At 72.4% G+C, this 20,978-nt stretch carries 14 protein-coding genes; 10 read left to right on the forward strand and 4 right to left on the reverse strand.

All coding sequences use genetic code 11. The annotated features are described in order from the left end of the window. Window positions 1-569 precede the first annotated feature (569 nt). Window positions 570-2,858, reverse strand: a complete 2,289-nt coding sequence (locus AH6_RS30480) for a transglycosylase domain-containing protein (RefSeq protein WP_157431820.1) — start codon at window positions 2,856-2,858, stop codon at window positions 570-572. A 687-nt stretch (window positions 2,859-3,545) separates the two neighbouring features. After that, complete coding sequence (locus AH6_RS46965) at window positions 3,546-3,950, reverse strand: DUF5318 family protein (RefSeq protein ID WP_307190403.1); 405 nt, start codon at window positions 3,948-3,950, stop codon at window positions 3,546-3,548. 38 nt (window positions 3,951-3,988) lie between these two features. On the opposite strand from AH6_RS46965, the gene AH6_RS30485 reads away from it, so the two are divergent. The 4 genes from AH6_RS30485 to AH6_RS30500 all read left to right on the forward strand — a co-directional run bounded on the left by AH6_RS30485 (window position 3,989) and on the right by AH6_RS30500 (window position 9,127). Next, a complete protein-coding gene (locus AH6_RS30485; protein WP_067486885.1) occupies window positions 3,989-4,612 on the forward strand; it encodes a PadR family transcriptional regulator in 624 nt (207 codons plus the stop codon). 74 nt (window positions 4,613-4,686) lie between these two features. Beyond that, window positions 4,687-5,766 (forward strand): inositol-3-phosphate synthase, encoded by a 1,080-nt coding sequence (locus AH6_RS30490; RefSeq protein ID WP_067486888.1) that lies wholly within the window; start codon window positions 4,687-4,689, stop codon window positions 5,764-5,766. 244 nt (window positions 5,767-6,010) lie between these two features. After that, complete coding sequence (locus tag AH6_RS30495) at window positions 6,011-7,795, forward strand: ABC transporter substrate-binding protein (protein WP_083983629.1); 1,785 nt, start codon at window positions 6,011-6,013, stop codon at window positions 7,793-7,795. A gap of 45 nt (window positions 7,796-7,840) precedes the next feature. Beyond that, complete coding sequence (locus AH6_RS30500; RefSeq protein ID WP_067486891.1) at window positions 7,841-9,127, forward strand: MFS transporter; 1,287 nt, start codon at window positions 7,841-7,843, stop codon at window positions 9,125-9,127. Window positions 9,128-9,196: 69 nt separating this feature from the next. Here the strand turns inward: AH6_RS30500 and bioA are convergent, their stop codons facing one another. Both bioA and AH6_RS30510 read right to left on the reverse strand, forming a co-directional pair. Further along, window positions 9,197-10,495, reverse strand: coding sequence for an adenosylmethionine--8-amino-7-oxononanoate transaminase (bioA, locus tag AH6_RS30505; protein ID WP_067487014.1), 1,299 nt, complete (start codon window positions 10,493-10,495; stop codon window positions 9,197-9,199). Between the two features lie 20 nt (window positions 10,496-10,515). Then, window positions 10,516-12,048 (reverse strand): CCA tRNA nucleotidyltransferase, encoded by a 1,533-nt coding sequence (locus AH6_RS30510; RefSeq protein ID WP_067486893.1) that lies wholly within the window; start codon window positions 12,046-12,048, stop codon window positions 10,516-10,518. Window positions 12,049-12,500: 452 nt separating this feature from the next. On the opposite strand from AH6_RS30510, the gene AH6_RS30515 reads away from it, so the two are divergent. The 6 genes from AH6_RS30515 to AH6_RS30540 all read left to right on the forward strand — a co-directional run bounded on the left by AH6_RS30515 (window position 12,501) and on the right by AH6_RS30540 (window position 20,912). Further along, window positions 12,501-13,040, forward strand: coding sequence for an aminoacyl-tRNA deacylase (locus AH6_RS30515; RefSeq protein ID WP_067486896.1), 540 nt, complete (start codon window positions 12,501-12,503; stop codon window positions 13,038-13,040). A gap of 184 nt (window positions 13,041-13,224) precedes the next feature. Then, a complete protein-coding gene (locus AH6_RS30520; protein ID WP_067486899.1) occupies window positions 13,225-15,759 on the forward strand; it encodes a DUF6049 family protein in 2,535 nt (844 codons plus the stop codon). Further along, on the forward strand, window positions 15,683-17,446 hold the full coding sequence (murJ, locus tag AH6_RS30525; RefSeq protein WP_083983630.1) for a murein biosynthesis integral membrane protein MurJ: 1,764 nt from the start codon (window positions 15,683-15,685) through the stop codon (window positions 17,444-17,446). Before AH6_RS30520 ends, murJ begins: the two co-directional genes overlap by 77 nt. A gap of 197 nt (window positions 17,447-17,643) precedes the next feature. Next, complete coding sequence (locus tag AH6_RS30530) at window positions 17,644-19,230, forward strand: protein kinase family protein (protein WP_067486905.1); 1,587 nt, start codon at window positions 17,644-17,646, stop codon at window positions 19,228-19,230. A gap of 243 nt (window positions 19,231-19,473) precedes the next feature. Continuing rightward, window positions 19,474-20,097 carry an RNA polymerase sigma factor SigM gene (gene sigM, locus AH6_RS30535; RefSeq protein ID WP_067486908.1) on the forward strand — a complete coding sequence of 208 codons (624 nt, stop codon included), beginning with the start codon at window positions 19,474-19,476 and terminating at the stop codon, window positions 20,095-20,097. Next, window positions 20,094-20,912, forward strand: a complete 819-nt coding sequence (locus AH6_RS30540; protein ID WP_067486911.1) for an RsmA family anti-sigma factor — start codon at window positions 20,094-20,096, stop codon at window positions 20,910-20,912. The genes sigM and AH6_RS30540 overlap by 4 nt, the downstream gene beginning before the upstream one ends. Window positions 20,913-20,978: the final 66 nt, after the last annotated feature.

The following is a 20,978-nucleotide window of genomic DNA, read 5'->3' on the forward strand; positions in this document are numbered from 1 at the left end:
GGGCGGCCACCGCGCTGGGGCGGTCGCCCGCCGGGCCGGGCCGGGCGGCCGGGCGTGGGCGAACCGCCGGGAGCCTCGCCTTGCGCTCCCCTGCCACTGCGGGGCGTGCCTGACCCGCCGGGTCGGCGCGGGCCCCCGGAGCGGGGGCCGTCTCCGTTTTCCGGTCCGTACTGGCTTGGGTAACTCACGCGTCCTCATCAACTGGGGGTACGGCTGTGCGTCGTCCGAGAGTACTGCTCACGTCGGGGCGTGGGGGTCGGCAGCGGCCGGTGCGCGGGCGGCCCGGGGCGGCGCGGCCGGACCGGCGGGGGCCGCTGCGGCGTGTCGCACCTTATCCGGCATACCGGTACAACCAGCAGAAACGTGCGTCGTGCGGCCTCCAGCGCGTCGCTATGGAGGCGAGCGGCGCGCGAGGCGATCAGGACGACGGCGAGGGAGCGCCGCACGACCGGCGCCGCGCCGCCGCGCACCTGAAGGAAACCCGCACAATCTCTGCACAACACCGGCCGGAACGGCGGCGGCCGATCCCCCCGCCTGGGAGAGACCGGCCGCCGCCGTACCGCTGGACGTCAGTCCCGTGGTCTGCTCGGGCTGAACGCTATGCGCGAGCGTTCGGGAAGGGAGTTCGGCGTCACCGGCTCGTTCTGCCCCTGCTCCTGATTGTCGCGGCCGTTCTTGCGGCACGCCGGGTAGTCCGGGTGCATGCGGCACCACCAGCCGTTCTTCGGCGGGTTCGGCTGCGGCGGCTTGTTGGGGTCGCAGGTGGGGTTGGCGATCGGGCTCTGGCACGGCGGCTTCTCGCCGCCCGGCTTCGGCTGCTCGGGCTCGTTGCCGTCCTTGCACTCGGGGCGGTCCTTGAACATGGGCAGCCGGCAGTACCTGGGCTTGTCCTTGTTCTCGTCCTTCTTCTCTTCCTTCTTCTCCTTCTTCACCGGCGGCTTGGCCCACAGTTCGATCCGGCCCGCGTTGGCGGGCGGCGGGAACTGCTTGACCTCCATGCCCTTGGTCGCGTCGACCATGTAGGCCCGCCAGATGCGCGCCGGCACGCTACCGCCCTCGACCTCGCCGATGCCCGGCAGGATCAGCGACTTCTTGCGCTTGGCGACCTTGTCGAACTCGTCGTTGTAGAGCGTCACCGCCGTGGAGAGCTGCGGGACGTAGCCGACGAACCAGGTCGCCACGTTGTGGTCGGTGGTGCCGGTCTTGCCGGCCACGGGACGGTCGGGCAGCGCCGCCGCCTGCGCGGTGCCGCGCAGGACCACCTGCCGCATGGCGTGGGTGGCGTCCGCGGCGACGGCGGAGGAGAAGACCTGGCGCTCCTTCTTGAACTTCAGCCCGGAGAACTTGGGCGTCCGGTACGGGATGAGCTTGGTCTTCTTCTTGTCCTTGTTGTTCTCGTCGCGGACCATCACCTTGCGCAGCACGCGCGGCTCGTGCCAGGTGCCGCCGTTGGCGAACGCCTGGTACCCGGCGGCCTGCTCGACCGGCCGGATGTTGTTGATGCCGAGCGCGATGCCGCCCTGCCCCTTGTAGGGCTTCACCAGGTCGGGGGAGATGCCCGCGTCGGTCTCGGTCTTGATCAGCGCCTCGTGGCCGACCTTGAAGCCGAGCTGCACGAACGCGGTGTTGACCGAGTCGGCGGTGGCCTCGGTCATGGTGACCGTCGGGCCGCTGGTGTGGCCGTTGGGCACCTTGATGACGCCTGGGGTGTTGGGCGACACCACGTTGCCGTTGCCGTCGATCGGGGCCATCGACCGGCCTTCCAGCCGGCTGTTGAGGTTGTAGCCCTGCTTCAGCGCGGTGGCCAGCACGTACGGCTTGACCGCCGACCCGGCCTGCGCCGAGCCGCTCCAGACGTTGTCGAACGCCTGGGTGAGGTAGTCGGGGCCGCCGTAGAACGCCTCGACCTCACCGTTCTCGGTCCGGACCGAGATGAGGCCGACCCGGATCTTCGACTTGCGCGCGAGCTGCTTGGGGTGCACCTGCGGGACGGAGTGCTCGGCCGCCTGCTTGGCGTCCCTCATCTTCTGCTCGTCGAAGGTCGTGGTGATGCGCAGGCCCTTGGTGGTGAGCTCCTGCTCGGTGATGCCCTGGCGCATCAGCTCGGTCTTGGCCCGCATCAGCATGTAGCCGCGCTGCCCGGCGTAGAGCTGGCCGCGCTTGCCCGGCTTGTTGATGGACGGCAGCTTCGTCTTGAGCGAGTCGGCCTCGGCCTGGGTGATGGTGTTCAGCCCGACCATGCCGTTCAGGGTGTAGGCGTAGCGCTCCTTGAGCCAGGGCTGGCTCTCCTTCTTGGTGATCTCCCGGTTGGGGTCCTGGATCATCCCGCCCAGCACCGCCGCCTGGCTCTTGTTGAGCTGGTCGACGTTCTTGCCGAAGTACTCGCGCGAGGCGGCCTGGATGCCGTAGGTGTCACGCCCGAAGTAGATGGTGTTCAGGTAGAGCTTGAGGATCTCTTCCTTGTCGTACTTGTCCTCGAGCTTGATGGAGATGAACATCTCCTTGACCTTGCGGCCGTAGGTCCGGTTGAACGGGTCGGAGTAGTAGTTCTTCGCCAGCTGCTGGGTGATCGTCGAGCCGCCGCCCTTGCCGCCGGTCAGGTTCAGCCAGACGGCGCGGCCGGTGCCCTTGACCGAGATGCCGCCCTTGTCGGTGCGGAAGGTGCGGTTCTCCGCCGCCAGCACCGCGTCCTGGACGTGCCGGGGCACCTTGGCCAGCTCGACGCTCTCGCGCGCCTTGCCCATCCGGCCGATCTCGGTCTTGCCGTCGGAGTAGTAGAAGATCGACGCCTGGTCCTCCACGCCCTCGACCGAGGGCTCCTCCGGCACCGGCGTGCCCGCGTAGGCCATGCTGACCATCGCCGTGAGGCTGCCGAACAGCAGCACGAACAGGGCGGCGACGACCTTCCACGACGGCAGGAAGCGGCGCCAGCCGGTCGTGCGCGACAGGAAGTGGCGCTTCCAGCCCCGCTTCGACGGGTCCTGCGCGCCGCGCCGCCCGCGGCCTCCGCCGCCAGGGCCACCCGGACCACCGGGACCGCCGGGGCCACCCGGTCCCCCGGGCCCGTTCGGGCCGCCGGGGCCGCGTCCACCCGGGCCGATGGGGCCGCCCGGTCCTCCCGGGCCCTGTCCACCGAATCCGCCCGGACCGCCCGGACCGCCGGGGCCACCGGGACCGCCTGGGCCCCCCGGCCCGGCCGGTGCTCCCGGTCCGACGGAGCGGTGCGCCCCGGGTACGTTGCGCTGCCCGCCCGGGGCGCCTGGAGGCACGTCCGGACGGCCCGGCGCCGGGGACCCCTGCGGGGGTCCGGAGGGGCCGGGACCGTTGGACGGACCGGGACGGGAGAAGTTCTGCCCGCCCGGCCGCGGCGACCCGGGTACCGGTCGGGGCTGGCTTGGATGACTCACGCGACCTCGATCAACAGGGGACTGGATTTCCCGAAGATTACTGTGCGGGGTGGTGAGCGGGGGAGGGACGGGCCTTGCGGGGCCGCCGGAGGCAGTGTGCCACGAACCCGCCCATCTCGCCCGCACCGGGGCGTGTCCTCACAGGTCAGAGGGCTGATCCCGCAGGCCGAGGACAGCGGACACCGTCAGGTGGTTCCAGCCGCAACCTTGGCACACTTCCACCACATACACCCTGAATTCACCGTATTCCTGCGCCATCCGCACAAGCTCCGCAGGGCCCGCGCGCCCTTCGTGACGGCCCGGTTCCGCCCCGTAGGTGTAGGTCGCGCGGGTGGCCGCCCGCGCCGACGGACCGAGCGGGCGCGCGCCCGGCGGGTTCACCGTGGCACCGGCCCACATAACAGCAGGCCAGGCCGCCCGCACCCGCCGAGAGAGGTAGCGAAAAGGGCGTACCAGGAGCCTTCGTGACGAGGCCGACTTGCCAGGAGCGATCGCGGTACGTATCTTGGCGATGTATCGAACCGATACATTCGCTCGATACATCAAGACGAGACATCGGCTCTGCGGAAGTGGGACGCGGCATGGCGGGCAAGAAGGGCGCAGGCGTTCTCGAACTCGCCGTCCTCGGCCTGCTGCACGAGTCCCCGATGCACGGGTACGAGCTGCGCAAGCGGCTCAACACCCTGCTGGGGATGTTCCGCGCCTTCTCGTACGGCTCGCTCTACCCGTGCCTCAAGCTGCTCCTCGCCAAGGGGCTCATCGTCGAGGACCGGCCCGAGGAGCCGAACGTGCCGCTGGCGCTGCAGAGCCGCCGCTCGAAGATCGTCTACAAGCTCACCGCCGAGGGCAAGGAGCGGCTCCAGCAGCTCCTGACCGAGGCCGGGCCGGCGTCGTGGGAGGACGAGGGGTTCGGCGTGCACTTCGCCTTCTTCTCGCACACCCGCGCCGACGTGCGGCTGCGGATCCTGGAAGGCCGGCGCAGCCGGCTGGAGGAGCGGCTGGAGCGGCTGCGCGCCGCGCTGGCGCGCACCCGCGAGCGGGTGGACAGCTACACCCTGGAGCTCCAGAACCATGGGCTCGAATCCGTCGAACGCGAGGTCCGCTGGCTCAACGAGCTGATCGGGCGCGAGCGGGCGGAACAGGAACTGCAAGCCAACAAGACTTCTAATACGACTCAGGACATGCCTCGGGAGACGGGCCGCTGACGCAAGGCGGCCCACCCCCCTCGGGGTCGGGTGACGAAACACCACATGTTCCGCAAGAGAGAAGGAGCAACCGGATGGGTTCGGTGCGCGTAGCCATCGTGGGTGTGGGCAACTGCGCCTCTTCACTCGTCCAGGGTGTCGAGTTCTACAAGGACGCGGCGCCCGAGACCCGCGTCCCCGGCCTGATGCACGTTCAGTTCGGCGACTACCACGTGGGCGACGTCGAGTTCGTGGCGGCCTTCGACGTGGACGCCAAGAAGGTCGGCATGGACCTCTCCGAGGCGATCCACGCCAGCGAGAACAACACCATCAAGTTCGCCGACGTGCCGCCGAGCGGCGTCGTCGTGCAGCGCGGCCACACCCTGGACGGGCTCGGCGAGTACTACCTCGACATGGTCGAGGAGTCGGACGCCGAGCCGGTCGACGTGGTGCGGGCCCTCAAGGACGCCGAGGTCGACGTCCTGGTGTCGTACCTGCCGGTGGGCTCGGAGGAGGCCGACCGCTTCTACGCCCAGTGCGCCATCGACGCCAAGGTCGCCTTCGTCAACGCGCTGCCGGTGTTCATCGCCTCCGACCCCGAGTGGGCCCAGAAGTTCACCGACGCCGGTGTGCCGATCGTCGGCGACGACATCAAGTCCCAGGTCGGCGCGACCATCACGCACCGCGTGATGGCCAAGCTGTTCGAGGACCGCGGCGTCGAGCTGCTGCGCACCTACCAGCTCAACTTCGGCGGCAACATGGACTTCATGAACATGCTGGAGCGCAAGCGCCTGCAGTCCAAGAAGATCTCCAAGACCCAGTCGGTCACCTCCCAGATCCCGCACGAGATGGCCAAGGCCGACGTGCACATCGGCCCGTCGGACCACGTGCCGTGGCTGGACGACCGCAAGTGGGCCTACGTCCGCCTGGAGGGCCGCTCCTTCGGCGACACCCCGCTGAACCTGGAGTACAAGCTGGAGGTCTGGGACTCCCCGAACTCCGCCGGCGTCATCATCGACGCGGTGCGCGCCGCGAAGATCGCCAAGGACCGCGGCGTCGGCGGCCCGATCCTGTCGGCCAGCTCCTACTTCATGAAGTCGCCGCCGGAGCAGTACAACGACGACCAGGCCCGCGAGGCCGTCGAGGCGTTCATCCGCGGTGACATCGAGCGCTGAGCGAGCGATGGGTGCTGAGCGCTGAGCGAGCGATGCGCGCTGAGCGCCGGGCCGGTGAGCCGCCCCGGACGGTAAACATCTGAGAGCCTGCTCACAAAAGCTCGCCAAGGAAGCCCTGACAGTGGACACACTGTCAGGGCTTCCTTATTCCTAGACAAGAAATGGTGATGTAGCGGCCGTTGTCACGTTCTGGCCCTACTCTGACACCTCCAGTGACGGTCGGATCGCCGAGCGGAGGAGATGCATGGCACCGGTGGCGCTCAGGCTGACGGCGGGGTTCGCGGGAGCCGTGGTGACCGCGGCGGGCCTGTCCGCGTGCGGCGGGGACGACCGTTCGGTGGGCGCCGCGACCGGGCCGCCGCGCGACGGCGGCACGCTGCGCGTCGTGGGCTCCGCCGACGTCGAGCACCTCGACACCGCCGCCGTCAACAGCGTCGGGTCCTACGGCCTGACGCGCGTCTTCGCGCGGGCGCTGTTCGGCACCCGCGCGTCCAACGTGTTCAGCGAGACGATCCCGGTGCAGGCCGACGTCGCGGCCGAGATCCCGACCCGCGAGAACGGCGGCATCAGCAAGGACCGCCGCACCTACACCGTGCGCCTGCGGCAGGGCGTGCGGTGGAACACCTCCCCGCCGCGCGCGGTCACCGCGCACGACTTCGTCCGGGGCCTCAAGCGGCTGTGCAACCCGGCCGCCCCGTCCTCCAGCAAGGGCTACTACATCTCCACGATCAAGGGGATGGACTCCTACTGCCGGGGCTTCGCCGGCGTGGCCGCCAAGGACGCCGCCGCGCAGGCCGCCTACCAGGACCGGCACGAGATCGAGGGGCTGAGCGCCAAGGACGACGACACCCTGGTCTTCAAGCTGCGCCAGCCCGCCAGCGACTTCCTGAACCTGCTGACGCTCCAGCCGTCGGCCGCCGCGCCCAAGGAGTACGACAGGTACGTGCCGGACTCGGCCGAGCTGCGGCGCAACACCGTCTCCAACGGCCCGTACCAGATCACGGGCTACCGGCCCGGCCAGTCCTACACGCTGGGCCACAACCCGGCGTGGCGCGCCGGGAGCGACCCGCTGCGGTCCCGGCACGTCGCCAAGATCGAGATCACGCTCGGGCAGGACTCGGCCGAGGCCGTGCAGCGCCAGATCGAGCAGGGCGGCGCCGACCTGGCCTGGGACCAGCCCGTGCCGACCTCGGCGCTGCCCCGGTTGCGCCGCGACGCCCGGTTCGCCATCCGCGACGTGCCCAACACCAATCCCTACCTGGTGTTCAACACCCGCAGCCCCAGCAACTCCGGCGCGCTCGGCAAGCGCGAGGTGCGGCAGGCGCTGGAGTACGCGGTGGACCGCTCCGCCCTCATCAAGATCGTCGGCGGGCCGGACGTGGCGCAACCACTGCACACGGTCATCCCGTCCGGGCTGCCCGGCTACTCGGCGATCCCGCACTACCGCACGCCCGGCGAGGCGGGCGACGCCGCCAAGTGCCGCGACCTGCTCGCCAAGGCCGGGCACTCCGGCCTCAAGCTGCGCTTCCCCTACCGCACCAACGGCCTGCACAAGCTCATCGCGCAGTCGATCGCGGCCGACCTCGACGCGTGCGGCGTCGAGACCGAGCTGTCGGCCGACGCCGGGAACACCTTCTACAGCGGCACCATCTCCGACCCCGGCAGGGCGCGGGCGGGCCAGTGGGACATCGCCGCACCCGGGTGGACGCCGGACTGGTACGGCAACAACGGCCGCTCGGTGATCCAGCCGCTGTTCGACGGCCGGCTGTACGGGCCGGGCTCCACCAACTACGGCGGCTACGACAACTTCCAGGTCAACGGCACCATCGACGCCGCGCTCACCGCGAGCGACCCCAACCAGGCCGCCGGGTACTGGCAGCAGGCCGACCAGAAGATCATGGAGGACGCGGCCATCGTGCCGCTGATGGAGCGCGCGGTGACCACCTACATGTCGGCGCGCGTGCGGGGCCTGCGGTTCCTGCCGACGGCCGCCTCCTACGACTACACGCACGTGTGGCTGGCCCCCTGACGCACGACCGGCGAAGGTTCTCGGACGGCCGCATAGGGTGATCGGGTGAGAGCGAGCGAACTGCGTGCGATCGTGCGGGGCCGGGACTTCCGGCGGCTGTACGCGACGCGGCTGACCTCGCAGCTCACCGACGGCGTGTTCCAGGTCGCGCTGGCCGGTTACGTCTTCTTCTCCCCCGAGCGGCAGGCGTCGGCGGGCAAGGCGGCGGCCGCGTTCGCGGTGACGCTGCTGCCGTACTCGGCGCTGGGCCCGTTCGCCGGGGTGCTCATCGACCGCTGGTCGCGGCGGCGCATCCTGATCTGGACGCCCGTCCTGCGGGCGGCGCTGGTCGCGGTGGTGGCCGCGCTGGTCGCCGGTGGGTACGACGGCGCGGGGTTCTTCCTGATGGTGCTGCTGGTGCTGGGAGTGAACCGCTTCTTCCTGGCGGCGCTGTCGGCGGCGCTGCCGCACGTCGTGCGGCGCGAGCACCTGGTGACGGCCAACGCGTTCGCCGTCACCTCCGGGACGGTGATCGCGTTCGTGGGCGCGGGCGTCGGCTACCTGCTGCGCGCGGTGTTCGGCGCGGGCGGCGACGGGACGGCGCTGATCCTGCTGTGCGGGGCGGCCCTGTTCCTGCTGGCCGGGCTGACGGCGACGACGCTGCCGCGCCGCACGCTGGGCCCGCACCTCGCCGAGGCCCCCGAGCAGACCCGGCGGGCGCTCGGCAACGTGCTGCACGGCCTGGCGGACGGGGCGCGGCACCTGGCCCGGCGGCGGCAGGCCGCGCTGGCGCTGGGCGCGATCTCGGTGCATCGCTTCCTGTACGGCGTCATCCTGATCATGACGTTGCTGCTGTGCCGCAACCGCTTCACCGCCGACGCCGAGGACGGGCTGGCAGCGTTCGCGATGATGCTGGGGGTGTCGGGCGCGGGTTTCTTCGCCGGCGCGCTGGCGACCCCGCTCGTCGTGCGGCGGATCAGCAAGCAGGCGTGGGTCACGCTGCTGCTGGGGGCCGGGGCGGTGTCGCTCCTGCTGCTGGCGACGCCGTTCGCCGAGCTGCCGTGGGCGGCGGGCGCGTTCGCGCTGGGGGTGGTGTCGCAGGGCGTGAAGTTGTGCGTGGACACCGTGCTCCAGGAGTCGATCGACGACGCCTACCGGGGCCGGGTCTTCGCGGTGTACGACATGTTGTTCAACGCGGCCTTCGCCGCGGCGGCGGCCGTGGCGGCGACCTGGCTGCCCGCCGACGGCGTCTCCTACGCGACCCTCGCGCTGGTGATCGCGGCCTACGCCGCGAGCGCGCTGGTGTACCGGACGTTGTCGGGCCGCGCCGGAGCGGCCGTCCCGGCGCACTGAGGCGGCCAGACGCAGCACGACGGCAACGACGGCGCGACGCCCAGCGGCGGCGCGGCGGCTCCCGCCGCGTCAGTCCTCGGTCAGCGAGACGGCCGCGGCGTACATGGCGTCGGCGATGTGCTCAAGGTCGTCCTCGGTGCTGACGTACGGCGGCATCGTGTAGATCAGCCTGCCGAAGGGCCGCAACCACACGCCGTGCTCCATCACGACCTCCTGCACGGCCGCCACGTCGACCGGCTCGCGGGCCTCGATGACGCCGATGCCGCCGAGCACCCGCACGTCGGCGACGCCCGGCAGCTCGCGCGCGCCCTCCAGCCCGGCGGTCAGCACGGCCTCGATGGTGTCGACCTCGGCGTGCCAGTCGCGCGACAGCAGCAGATCGATCGACGCCGCCGCCACGGCCGTCGCCAGCGGGTTGGCCATGAAGGTGGGCCCGTGCATCAGCACCTGGGCCTCCCCGGTGGAGATGACGCGCGCCACCTCGTCGGTGCAGAGCGTGGCGGCGAGCGTCATGTAGCCGCCGGTCAGGGCCTTGCCGACGCACATGATGTCGGGCACGACCTCGGCGTGGTCGCAGCCCCAGAACTCGCCGGTGCGGCCGAAGCCGGTGGCGATCTCGTCCAGGACCAGCAGCAGCCCGTGCTCGTCGGCGATCTCGCGCAGCGCGCGCAGGTACTCGGGCGCGTAGAAGCGCATCCCGCCCGCGCCCTGCACGACCGGCTCGACGATGATCCCGGCCAGCTCGCCGGAGTGCTCGGCGGCCAGCCGCTTCAGCTCGGCGAGGTACTCCTCGTCGGGCTCGTCCAGGTAGCCGCCGGGCGGGCGGGGCGCGAACACGTGCCGCGCCAGCACGTCACTGAACAGGTGGTGCATCCCGTTGACCGGGTCGCACACGGCCATGTCGCCGAAGGTGTCGCCGTGGTAGCCGCCGCGCACCGTCAGCAGCCGGTGCCGTTCGGGCCGCCCCTGCGAGCGCCAGTACTGGAGCGCCATCTTGATCGCGACCTCGACGGCGACCGACCCCGAGTCGGTGAAGAACACCTTGGTCAGCGGCGCGGGCGTCAGCTCGACCAGCTTCTCGGCCAGCCGCACGGCGGGCGGGTGGGTCAGCCCGCCGAACATGACGTGCGCCATCTTGCCGAGCTGGGCGGTGACCGCCGCGTTGAGCTTGGGGTGGTTGTAGCCGTGGATCGCCGACCACCACGACGACATGCCGTCGATCAGCTCGCTGCCGTCGGCGAGGGTCAGGCGCGTCCCGGCCGCCGACACGACCGGTTGCACGGGATCGGTGGCGGGCATCGGCGCGTAGGGGTGCCAGACGTGCTCGCGGTCGAACTCCAGCAGCCGTTCGGCCTGCTGGGGGCTCATCCGGCCCAGCCTGAGGTCGATCACGCCGCACCGCCGCCCGTGCCGGAGTCCGTGCCGGAGTCCGAGGCGTCGCCCGTGCCGCCGTCGGCCGCCGTCAGCCCCTCCTCGGCGGCCCAGCGGCGCAGCTCGGCCGCCGCCGCCTCCTTGCCGACCATGCCCTGGTCCAGGCGCAGCTCCAGCAGGAACTTGTAGGCGCGGCCCACCGCCGGGCCGGGCCTGATGCCCAGGATCTCCTGGATCTCGTTGCCGTCGATCTCCGGGCGGATCGAGGCCAGCTCCTCCTCCTCGGCGAGCCGGTCGATCCGCACCTCCAGGTCGTCGTAGGTGCGGCGCAGGCGGTCGGCCTTGCGCTTGTTGCGGGTGGTGCAGTCCGCGCGGGTCAGTTTGTGCAGCCGCTTCAGCAGCGGGCCCGCGTCGCGCACGTACCGGCGCACCGCCGAGTCGGTCCACTCGCCCGTGCCGTACCCGTGGAACCGCAGGTGCAGCTCCACCAGCCGCGACACCTCCGCGATGACCTCCTTGGGGTAGCGCAGCGCGGTCAGCCGCTTGCGGGTCATCTTCGCGCCGACGACCTCGTGGTGGTGGAACGACACCCGGCCGCCCGCCTCGAAGCGGCGGGTGCGGGGCTTGCCGATGTCGTGCAGCAGCGCCGCCAGCCGCAACACCAGGTCCGGGCCGTCCTCCTCCTGCGCGATCGCCTGCTCCAGCACGATCAGCGAGTGCTCGTAGACGTCCTTGTGCCGGTGGTGCTCGTCGATCTCCAGCCGCAGCTTGGGCAACTCGGGCAGCACGTGCGCGGCGAGGCCGGTGTCCACCAGCAGCGCCAGGCCCTCGCGCGGGTGCTCGCCGCAGACCAGCTTGGACAGCTCGTCGCGCACCCGCTCGGCCGACACGATCTCGATGCGGTCGGCCATGTCGGTCATCGCCCGCACCACGTCCGGGGCGACCGCGAAGCCGAGCTGGGACGCGAAGCGCGCCGCGCGCATCATCCGCAGCGGATCGTCGCTGAAGGAGTCCTCGGGGCGGCCGGGCGTGCGCAGCACCTTGCGGTGCAGGTCGGTGAGGCCACCGAACGGGTCCACCAGCTCATAGCCGGGCAGCCGCGCCGCCATCGCGTTCACCGCGAAGTCGCGGCGGCGCAGGTCCTCCTTCAGCGAGGTGCCGTAGGACACCTCGGGCTTGCGCGACTTCGGGTCGTAGGACTCGCTGCGGTAGGTGGTGATCTCCAGCTGGTCGTCGCCCTTGCGCAGGCCGACCGTGCCGAACTCGATGCCGATCGTCCACACCGCGTCGGCCCAGCCGTCGATGATCTCCAGGATCTTCTCCGGCGGCGCGTCGGTGGTCAGGTCCACGTCCTTGGTGGGGCGGCGCAGCAGCGCGTCCCGGACCGGGCCGCCGACCAGGGCGAGCTCGTGCCCGGCGGCCGCGAAGCGGGCCCCCAGCTCGTCGGCGACGGGCGCGACGCGGCGCAGCAGGTCGGCGACGGCGGCGCGCTGGGCCGTCGAGGGGGCAGCCTGCGGCTCGGGGGACACGTTCTGGTTGGGCACGGCCATCGAGCGTATTTCCTTGGTGGTTCGCTGACAAAGGACTTTGCGCGCGCGGGCGCGCGTCCGCCCGAAGACGGGATTGAAGGCTCTTCACATCCCGCGATCCCCGGGTTACGTTCTGGATATCCCGGTGAACACCCGCGCGGCCGCCGGCCGAGCCTCCCCTGACCCCCAACGGTAGCGGGACGCCGCCGCAGCTCGGGCCACCGCCCGGCCGGGCCGGCCCGCGGCGGGGGTGCCGGAGCGCGCACGGGACACGCGGCGGGCGACGGAGGCGACCGGCGCGCCCCCCATGGATGATCTCCGTTTCGGCGGGTATGTGACCAGACCCGCCGTGCGGGGGCCACGCGACAGGGGGGACGGCCGGGGGACGGCCGGTGGCGCGGCACGGCCACGGGGCGCGGAACAGCCAACGGGGGTTGCGAGCGGGGTCACGACCCCGCGGAACGGAGCCGGACATGAAGGACGCCCTCACCATCCACCGGACGTTGCTGGAGCAGGAGACCCTGCACGAGATCGTGCGGCTGCCCCTCGCGATCGCGCACGCCGACGAGCTGCCCCGCGCGCTCGGCCTGCCGGCGGACCGGTGCCTGGTGACACGCGTCTACGCCTGCAACGACGTGTACCGGGGGCAGCGCTTCCTGGCCGGGGTGATCGTCGCGGCGGGGGTGCGGCCGCCGACGGAGGTCGTGCGGCACGCCGTCGGCGCGCGGCTGATCCGCCCGGCCCGCGCCGACCTGGTCAACAAGGTCACCGCCTACGCGGCGGGACTGGTGTGCCCGCTGCTGCTGCCCCAGGGCATGCCGCTGCTGGTCGACCAGCGCGTCATCGACGGGTTGCCGTCCGACGAGGTGGTGTACACCGCGACCGGCGAGGCGTCCACGGCGCTGGGCATCCGGGCGCTCGACCTGTACGCGCTGAGCGGGGCCAAGCCGGTGGAGCTGTTCGGCCCGGGACGGCTCCCCGACCGTTCCGGCGCGGGCTCGGCCTCCTTCTGACGCCCGCCCCGCGCCCCGGGAAGATCGCCGGACCGCTGCTGGGCGGAGGTTTCGGACGCGCGGACGCCCGGGAGGGGTCCGAGGGCGGCGGCGACGCGACTACCATCGAGCCCGTGGTGCGGGAATACGACGCCCGCCGCCCCCAAGCGGTCCCGGTAGCGGGCCGCCCCCGGGCGGGCATGGCGTGAGACGGGTCGAACGCACGGCCGCGCTGGCCGCTCTCCTCCCCTGCCTCCTGGCCGCCATGACGCCCAGAACCGCCGCCGCGGCCGCCACCACCGTCGCGGTCCCCGGCACCTCCGTGGCGGCACTGGCGGTCCCCGACACCACCGTGGACGCCGCCCTTGCCGCCGCGCCCGACGTGGCGCTGCCCGACGAGCCCGCGACCGCCGCCGCGCCGCACCGCGACCGCCAGCAGGTCGCCCTCTCGCTGACGTACATGTCGGCCAAGGCCGACCCCAAGTCCAAGATCACCGTCAGGGGCGTGGTGCAGAACCGGTCCGGCCAGGCGCTGCCCGGCCTGTCGGTGCGGCTGCGCTACAACGGCACCCCGGTGTCCAGCCGGGGCGAGCTCGACCAGTACGCCGCCGCCCCGCCCGGCAACCTGAACGGCCAGCCGCCGAACGCCGTCTGGCAGCTCCCGCAGACCGCCGCCGCCAACGGGCGGCAGACCTTCTCGCTGAGCGTGGACACCGCGGTGATGGGCCTGGAGCGGTACGGGTTCGGCGTCTACCCGGTCGGTGTCGAGGTGGTGGACGGCTCCGGGCAGGCGCTCGCGGGCGTCACCTCGTTCGTCACCTACGTCCCCAAGCAGAACAGCTTCAAGCCGGTGCAGGTCAGCTGGGTCTGGCCGCTGGTCGACCGCATGCACCGCGCCGACGACCGCACCTTCACCGACGACAAGCTCGCCACCGACATGGCCGCCGGGGGGCGGCTGCGCGGCCTGGTGGACGCCGCGCAGAGCACCAGGACGCCGGTCACCTGGGCGATCGACCCCGCGCTGCTGGACGACGTCACCACGATGACCGCCGCCGGCGGCTACAACGTGCAGGAGCAGCGGCCCCGCAAGACCGTGCACAAGCAGAAGAGCCAGACGGCCGTCGACTGGCTGAAGTCGCTGCGCGAGGCGTCCAAGGGCGACCCGTACTTCACCCTCCCCTACGCCGACCCCGACGTGATGGCGCTGGTCCGCTACAAGCAGATCGGCCCCCTCAACCAGTCCTACGCCCACACCGGCGTCGCCGCCGACGTCCTCGGCCGCAAGCCCACCACGCAGATCGCCTGGCCGCCGTCGGGCCTGGCCGGGTACGGCACGCTCGGCCAGCTCGCCCGGCTGAACCTCAAGGGCGGCGGGTCGTTCCTGCTGAGTGACACGATGTTCGAGCCGCAGAACGTCACCACCGTCGCCCGCACCAACGTGCAGACGGGCCTGGGCGTCAAGCCCGTCCTGGCCTACGACCAGAAGCTCAGCACCATCGTCTCCCAGAGCAGCGCCAAGTCGCCCGGCGGCGAGCTGCTGGCCCAGCAGCGCTTCCTCGCCGAGACCGCCATGATCACCATGGAGAGCCCGAACGCGCAGCGCACCGTGGTGGTCGCGCCCAACCGGCACTGGAACCCCTCGCCCAAGCAGGCGCAGATGTTGCTGGACTACACGCAGAAGGCGCCCTGGCTGGCCGAGAAGCCGCTGGCCGCCGTCGGCGCGACCGCGGCGCAGCCGCGCGTCTACCGCGGCTACCCCGACGAGTACCAGCGCTTCGAGCTGGGCGACCGGTACCTGGACCAGGTGTACGCGATCGGCCACCGGGCCCGCGGCTTCGCCGCGATCATGGTGGCGCCGATCACCATGAGCTACGACCGGGCCGTCCTGCGCCTGCAGTCGGCCGCCTGGCGCGGCCGTCCCGGCCCCGCCCAGCGGGCCCGCCAGGAGCTGGCGCTGGAGCTCAAGGAGCGGATGGACAAGATCCGCCTGCTGTCCAAGAGCGCGCCGCTGGCCGGCGGCTCGGGCCGGCTGCTGCTCACCCTGGCCAACGACCTGCCCGACCAGAAGGTGCGGTTCCGGCTGCGGGTCAGCGCCGAGTACCCCGCCAAGCTGAAGGTGGGCGAGCTCCAGGCCAAGGACGAGGTGATCGAGCTCGGCCCGGACCAGAAGGAAACCCCGCGCGTCCCGGTGCAGGCGATGGGCAACGGCTCGTTCCGCCTGCACGTGGAGCTGCTGACCGTCGACGACGGCAAGAAGTACGGCGACACGCAGGTCATCACCGTGCGGACCACGGGGTACGGGCGCGTCGCGGTGCTCATCACCGGCGGTGGACTTGCCGTACTCTTCGTGGGCGTCGGAGTGCGGGCCATCAGAGCAAGGCGCCGCCGGGAAGCGGAGGCAGCCGGTGTCGGAAGCGGAATGGAACCAGCGGCGGCCGGAGCCATGGGACCAGGGACCCCCGGCGCCGGATCGGCGGGGTTCTGGCCGACCGGCCAACCCACCGGGCCCGCCTCCCCAGGGCCCGCCCCCGGCGAACCCGCAGGGACCTCCCCCGGGACACCCGCAGGGACCGCCCCAGCGGCACCCCCAGGGGCCACCCCCGTCGCGGTACCAGGGCCCGCCGACGGGTCCGCCCCAGACGCCTCCGCCGCCGAGGGCCCCGATGCCGGCGCAGCCCCCGTACCCGGGGACCCCGCAGACCGTGCCGGGGGCGAATATCGCGGCGGAAACAGCGGTTGACCTGCCCCTCCCCGACGCCGTAGCCCCGCCTTCCGCTCCGGAGGGCGGCGGTAAGGGCGGCGGCGCGTCGGCGCTGCTCCGGTCGAGCGCGGTGATGGCCGTGGGCACGCTGGCGTCCCGCGTCACCGGCTTCCTGCGCACCGCGATGCTGGTGGCGGCGCTCGGCGTGGGCGCGCTGGCCGACGCCTACAACACCGCCAACACCGTCCCGTTCATCGTCTACGACCTGCTGCTCGGCGGCGTCCTGACCGCCGTGGTCGTCCCGCTGATCGTGCGGGCCCGCGACCGCGACGCCGAGTACGGCGCGCGGTACGAGCAGCGGCTGTTCACCCTCGCCGTGCTGGGCCTGGCGGTGATGACCGCCGTGGCGGTGGCGCTCGGTCCGGTGTTCATCAGCATCTACGGGGGCAGCTTCCACGGCGCGCAGCGCGACCTCGCCGTGCTGTTCGCCCGCCTGTTCGCGGTGCAGATCTTCTTCCTGGGCGTCAGCGCCTTCTCCGGCGCGATCCTCAACACGCGCAAGCGGTTCGCCGCGCCGATGTGGGCGCCGGTGCTCAACAACATCGTCATCTGTTGCACGGCCGGGGCGTTCTGGTTGCTGGCCACCGGCGAGGTGAGCCCCGACAACATCTCCGACGGGCAGATCGCGCTGCTGGCGGGCGGCACCATCGGCGGCATGGCGCTCCAGACCGTGGCGTTGTGGCCGTCGCTGCGCGGCTCGGGCTTCCGCTGGCGGCCCCGGCTGGACTTCCGCAAGGGCGAGCTCGGCCAGATCGGCCGGATGGCGGTCTGGACGTTGTCCTACGTGGTGATCACCCAGATCGGGTTCGCGATCACCACCCGGCTGGCCAACGCGGCGGGCGTGCGGGGCCGCGCCGAGCACCTGGGCGACGTCGGCTACACCCCCTACTTCAACGCCTACCAGCTGTTCCAGCTCCCCTACGCGATCATCGGCGTCTCGGTGATCACCGCGCTGCTGCCCCGGATGAGCGAGCACGCCGCCGCCGGGCGCATGGCCGAGGTCCGCGACGACTTCTCCGGCGGCCTCCGCCTGTCGTCGGTGGTGATCCTGCCCGCCGCCGCGCTGATGGGCGTGCTGGCCCCCGAGATCACCACGGTGCTGTTCGCGCACGGCAACACCAGCGTCGCCGACGCGCACGTCATCGCCGAGGTGTTGCGCATGTTCGCGATCGCGCTGGTGCCGTTCGCCGCCTACCAGCTCATGTTGCGGGTCTTCTACTCCATGCAGGACACCCGCACCCCCGCCTTCGTCAGCGTCGCGGTGGTCGCCGCCAACATCGCCGCCGCGCTCACCGTCTCGGCCGTGCTGCCCACCGACAAGGTCATCGTGGGCATCGCCGGGGGCTTCGCGCTGGCCCAGACCGTCGGCGCGCTGGTCGGCTGGCTGGTCCTGCGCCGCCGCCTCGGCGGGATGGACGGCCGCCGCGTGCTCACCAGCTACGTCAAGCTCGCGATCGCGCTGTGGCCGCTGCTCGGCTTCGGCTACGCGGTGCACGCCGTCGTGGAGGCCGGGCTCGGCGTCGGCCTGTGGCAGGGACTGGTCGCGCTGGTGGTCGGCAGCGCGGGCGGCTTCGCGCTGTACCTGCTGTTCGCCAAGCTGCTGCGGGTGGGCGAGGTGCAGACGATGATCTCGACGTTCGCGCGGCGCATCCCCGGCCGGGGGTGATCTGCGATCGGCCGGGTAAAGCGTGGCAAAGTACTCGGGACGCGCGGCGATAAGGGGGCCGCCCCTCCGCGGAACCACTACCATGTGGGAGACCACGGCTTGCGGGGCGACACCCTGGGGAACGCAAAGAGGAGGGTCGGAGGCGTAAGCTGCCACGCCACGAACATGGGACCTGACCACCTGCGCAGGACGGTGCCGTGAGCACGTCTGTCATCGAGCCCGGCACACGACTCGCCGGCCGCTACCGCCTCGAAGAACGCATCAGCGACTCCGGCGGCTCCTCGCTGTGGAAGGCCGTCGACGAGATCCTCGCCCGCGCCGTCGCCGTGCGCACCTTCGACCCGGAGTTCCCGCGCATCGCCGAGGTGATCACCTCGGCGCGCGCCGCCAGCCGCCTCACCGACCCGCGCCTCACCCAGGTCTTCGACGCCGACGACTCCGGCGAGAACGCCTACGTGGTCAGCGAGTGGGTGGTCGGCGAGACCCTGGAGCAGATGCTCGGCAAGGGCCCGCTGGAGCCCGGCCGCGCCGCCACCCTGCTGTACGAGGCCGCCGAGGCCATCGCCGCGGCCTACACCGCGGGCCTCACCCACCTGTGCCTGTCGCCGCGCGACCTGGTGTGGACGACCGGCGGCACCGTCAAGCTGCTGGGCATCGCCACCGACGCCGCGCTGCGCGACTGCCGCGCCGACGACCCCGACGTCCAGGACGTCCGGGGCCTCGGCGCGATGTTGTACGCGGCGCTGACCGCGCACTGGCCGGGCGACCCGGCCCGCTCCGCGCTGCCCGCCGCGCCCGCCACCGACGACGTGCCGCACGCGCCCCGCCAGGTGCAGGCGGGCATCGCCCAGGGCGTCAACGACATCGTCTGCCGCTGCCTGGGCATCGGCGACGGCGAGCCCATCACCACCCCCGCCGGCCTGGCCACGGCGCTGCGCGGCGTGCCGCGCACCCCGCTGCCGCTGTTCGCGGGGCTGGGCGGCGGCACCCCGCCGCCGCCCCGGCGCACGGCCGTGCGGCCGGCTCCGGCCCGCCCCGCGCCCCGGCCGCACGAGTCGCAGCCCCAGCCGCACTCCCAGACGCGCTCCCAGCCCCAGGCGCACCACACCCCGGCCCCGCCCGCGACCGCCCCGGTGGGCGCCCACCGTTCCGGCGGCAAGGGCAAGGGCGGCCGCGGCCTGCTGCTGGGCGTCGCCGCCGCCGCGCTGACCGTGATCGTCGGCCTCGGCGCGTGGGCCCTGGCCGGCGACGACAAGGACGACCCGGGCACCGGCGGGAACACCGGCGCCCGCGGCCAGACCGGCGGGCAGCCCGCGCAGCCCACGGCCAAGCCGTCGGTCGACCGGCTGAAGGCCGACAACGCGATCGCCGCCGAGGACCCCATCGGCGGGCACCTCGACCCGACGATCAAGAAGAACCCCGGCGCCGTGATCGACGGGCGCGACTCCACGGTCTGGAGCACCCAGACCTACGCCGACGTCAACTTCGGCCGCTACTCCAAGGGCCTCGGCGTCGTGCTCGACATGGGCCGCCCGGTCAAGGTGCAGAGCGTCAAGGTGGCCGGCGTGGAAGGGGGCGGCACCCTCCAGGTCCGGATCGGCGACTCGCAGACCCCCACCGACCTCACCTCGATCGGCCGCAACGACACCGTGTCCGGCGAGACCACAATCAACGTCTCGGCGCAGAAGGCCGGCCGGTACGTGCTGGTCTGGTTCACCAAGCTGCCGCGCTCCTGCAAGGGCAGGATGAGCGAGATCACGGTCCTCGGCGCCTCCGCGGGCTGATCTTCCAGGATCGTTCCGCTGGTCGCGGGCCGGTCACCGGGCGCGCCACGACCAGCGTCACAGGTCGGTGGCGATCCGGTCACCGGCGAACGGGCTGTGACGTGGGGCTGGATCAGTCTGTATCGTGCCTGTGAGCAGAATTGTCCCCTCCCCCCAGGAATCTGTGGTGCGCACCCCAGCAGGCGTTTCCGGCCGACGACGTCCGCCGCTGAACGGCCCCGCCGCGCTCGAAGGCCGTCGCCCATGGCGTCGGTGAGCACGCGCCCGGTGGACGAGACCCCCGACAAGGAACTGCTCGCCCGGCACGCGGCGGGGGACCCCCATGCCTTCGCCGAGCTGGTCAACCGGCACCGCGACCGCATGTGGGCCGTCGCGGTGCGCACGCTCGGCGACCCCGAGGAGGCCGCCGACGCGCTGCAGGACGCCTGCCTGTCGGCCTTCCGCGCCGCCGGCCGGTTCCGCGGCGACGCCGCCGTCACCACCTGGCTGCACCGGATCGTGGTGAACGCCTGCCTGGACCGCATCCGCCGCAAGTCGGTGCGGCCCGCCACGCCGATGGGCGACGACGCCACCTTCGACGCCGTCGCGCCCAAGGCCCCCGACCCCACCGACGCGCACGGCGTCGCCCTGGACGTGCGCAGCGCGCTCGCGGTCCTGCCGTTCGAGCAGCGGGCCGCGCTGGTCCTGGTCGACATGATGGGCTACTCGGTCGACGACGCCGCCCGCGTGCTGGAGGTGCCGCCCGGCACCATCAAGAGCCGCTGCGCGCGCGGCCGCGCCCGGCTCGCGCCGCTGCTGACCCACCACCGGAACCGTCCGGGGCCCCGGAACGTCGGAGGTGTGGAAGGAGGTGGCACACCCAGATGAAGAACCCCGCACATCTTGACTACGACACCCTGGCCGACCTGGCCGAGGGGCTGCTCGAAGACGACCACGCCGCCTCCGTCAACGCGCACCTCGAATCCTGCGCCGACTGCCGGGACCGCTCCGCCGACCTTGCGGACGTCTCCCGGCTCCTGGCGGAGGCACCGACACCGGCCATGCCCGCCGACCTGGCGTCGCGCATCGACTCGGCCATCGCGGCCGAATCGTTGCACAGCGCCCAGGTGGTGAGCCTGGAGCAGCGGCGCGGACGACGGCATTGGCGGCTCCTGTCGGCGGCGGCCGCCACAGCGATCGTGCTCGGCGGCGGAGCGATGGTCGGCAAGGCCGCGCTGGAGGGCTCCGACGGCGACGCCAGCACCGCGGCGAAGACACCCGTGATGGACGGGAGCGACGGCGGCGCCGCCATGCGCAGCTCCGCGCGGGCGCCCGGCGCGGCGACCGAGGGCTCGGGGCCGCGGCGCGACACCCTGGCCGCCCCGGTGACCTTCACCGTGGCCGCCAGCGGCACCGACTACCGCGCCTCGTCCCTGGGCCCGCAGGTCGGCGACCTGCTGGGCAAGGGGGGCGAGTCGCGCACCGAGGGCCGCGCTCCGGACGCGCGCCTGTCGGAGTGCGTCGCGAGCGTCACCCGGGGCAAGACCCCCGCGCTGGTCGACTCGGCCAGGTACGAGGGCGGCCCCGCGACGGTGATCGCCGTCAGGGCCGCCAAGCCCGACGCCTGGGAGATCTGGGTCGTCGGCCCGGACTGCTCGGCCCAGGACACGCGCGAGCTGAAGCACACGGTCGCCGGCGGCTGACGAACGCCCGGCCTGCACACATATATACGGAAGGGCCGCTCCCGGCCGGGAGCGGCCCTTCCGTGC

The sequence above is a fragment of the Actinomadura hibisca NBRC 15177 genome (assembly GCF_001552635.1).
Taxonomy (GTDB): Bacteria; Actinomycetota; Actinomycetes; order Streptosporangiales; family Streptosporangiaceae; genus Spirillospora; species Spirillospora hibisca.

Bases quoted from the DNA above. Each gene is read 5' to 3' on its own strand.
- AH6_RS30480 (WP_157431820.1), bottom strand. From the start codon at position 2,858: ATGGTCAGCATGGCCTACGCGGGCACGCCGGTGCCGGAGGAGCCCTCG.
- AH6_RS46965 (WP_307190403.1), bottom strand. From the start codon at position 3,950: ATGTATCGAGCGAATGTATCGGTTCGATACATCGCCAAGATACGTACC.
- AH6_RS30485 (WP_067486885.1), top strand. From the start codon at position 3,989: ATGGCGGGCAAGAAGGGCGCAGGCGTTCTCGAACTCGCCGTCCTCGGC.
- AH6_RS30490 (WP_067486888.1), top strand. From the start codon at position 4,687: ATGGGTTCGGTGCGCGTAGCCATCGTGGGTGTGGGCAACTGCGCCTCT.
- AH6_RS30495 (WP_083983629.1), top strand. From the start codon at position 6,011: ATGGCACCGGTGGCGCTCAGGCTGACGGCGGGGTTCGCGGGAGCCGTG.
- bioA (WP_067487014.1), bottom strand. From the start codon at position 10,495: ATGAGCCCCCAGCAGGCCGAACGGCTGCTGGAGTTCGACCGCGAGCAC.
- AH6_RS30510 (WP_067486893.1), bottom strand. From the start codon at position 12,048: ATGGCCGTGCCCAACCAGAACGTGTCCCCCGAGCCGCAGGCTGCCCCC.
- AH6_RS30515 (WP_067486896.1), top strand. From the start codon at position 12,501: ATGAAGGACGCCCTCACCATCCACCGGACGTTGCTGGAGCAGGAGACC.
- murJ (WP_083983630.1), top strand. From the start codon at position 15,683: ATGCCGGCGCAGCCCCCGTACCCGGGGACCCCGCAGACCGTGCCGGGG.
- sigM (WP_067486908.1), top strand. From the start codon at position 19,474: ATGGCGTCGGTGAGCACGCGCCCGGTGGACGAGACCCCCGACAAGGAA.
- AH6_RS30540 (WP_067486911.1), top strand. From the start codon at position 20,094: ATGAAGAACCCCGCACATCTTGACTACGACACCCTGGCCGACCTGGCC.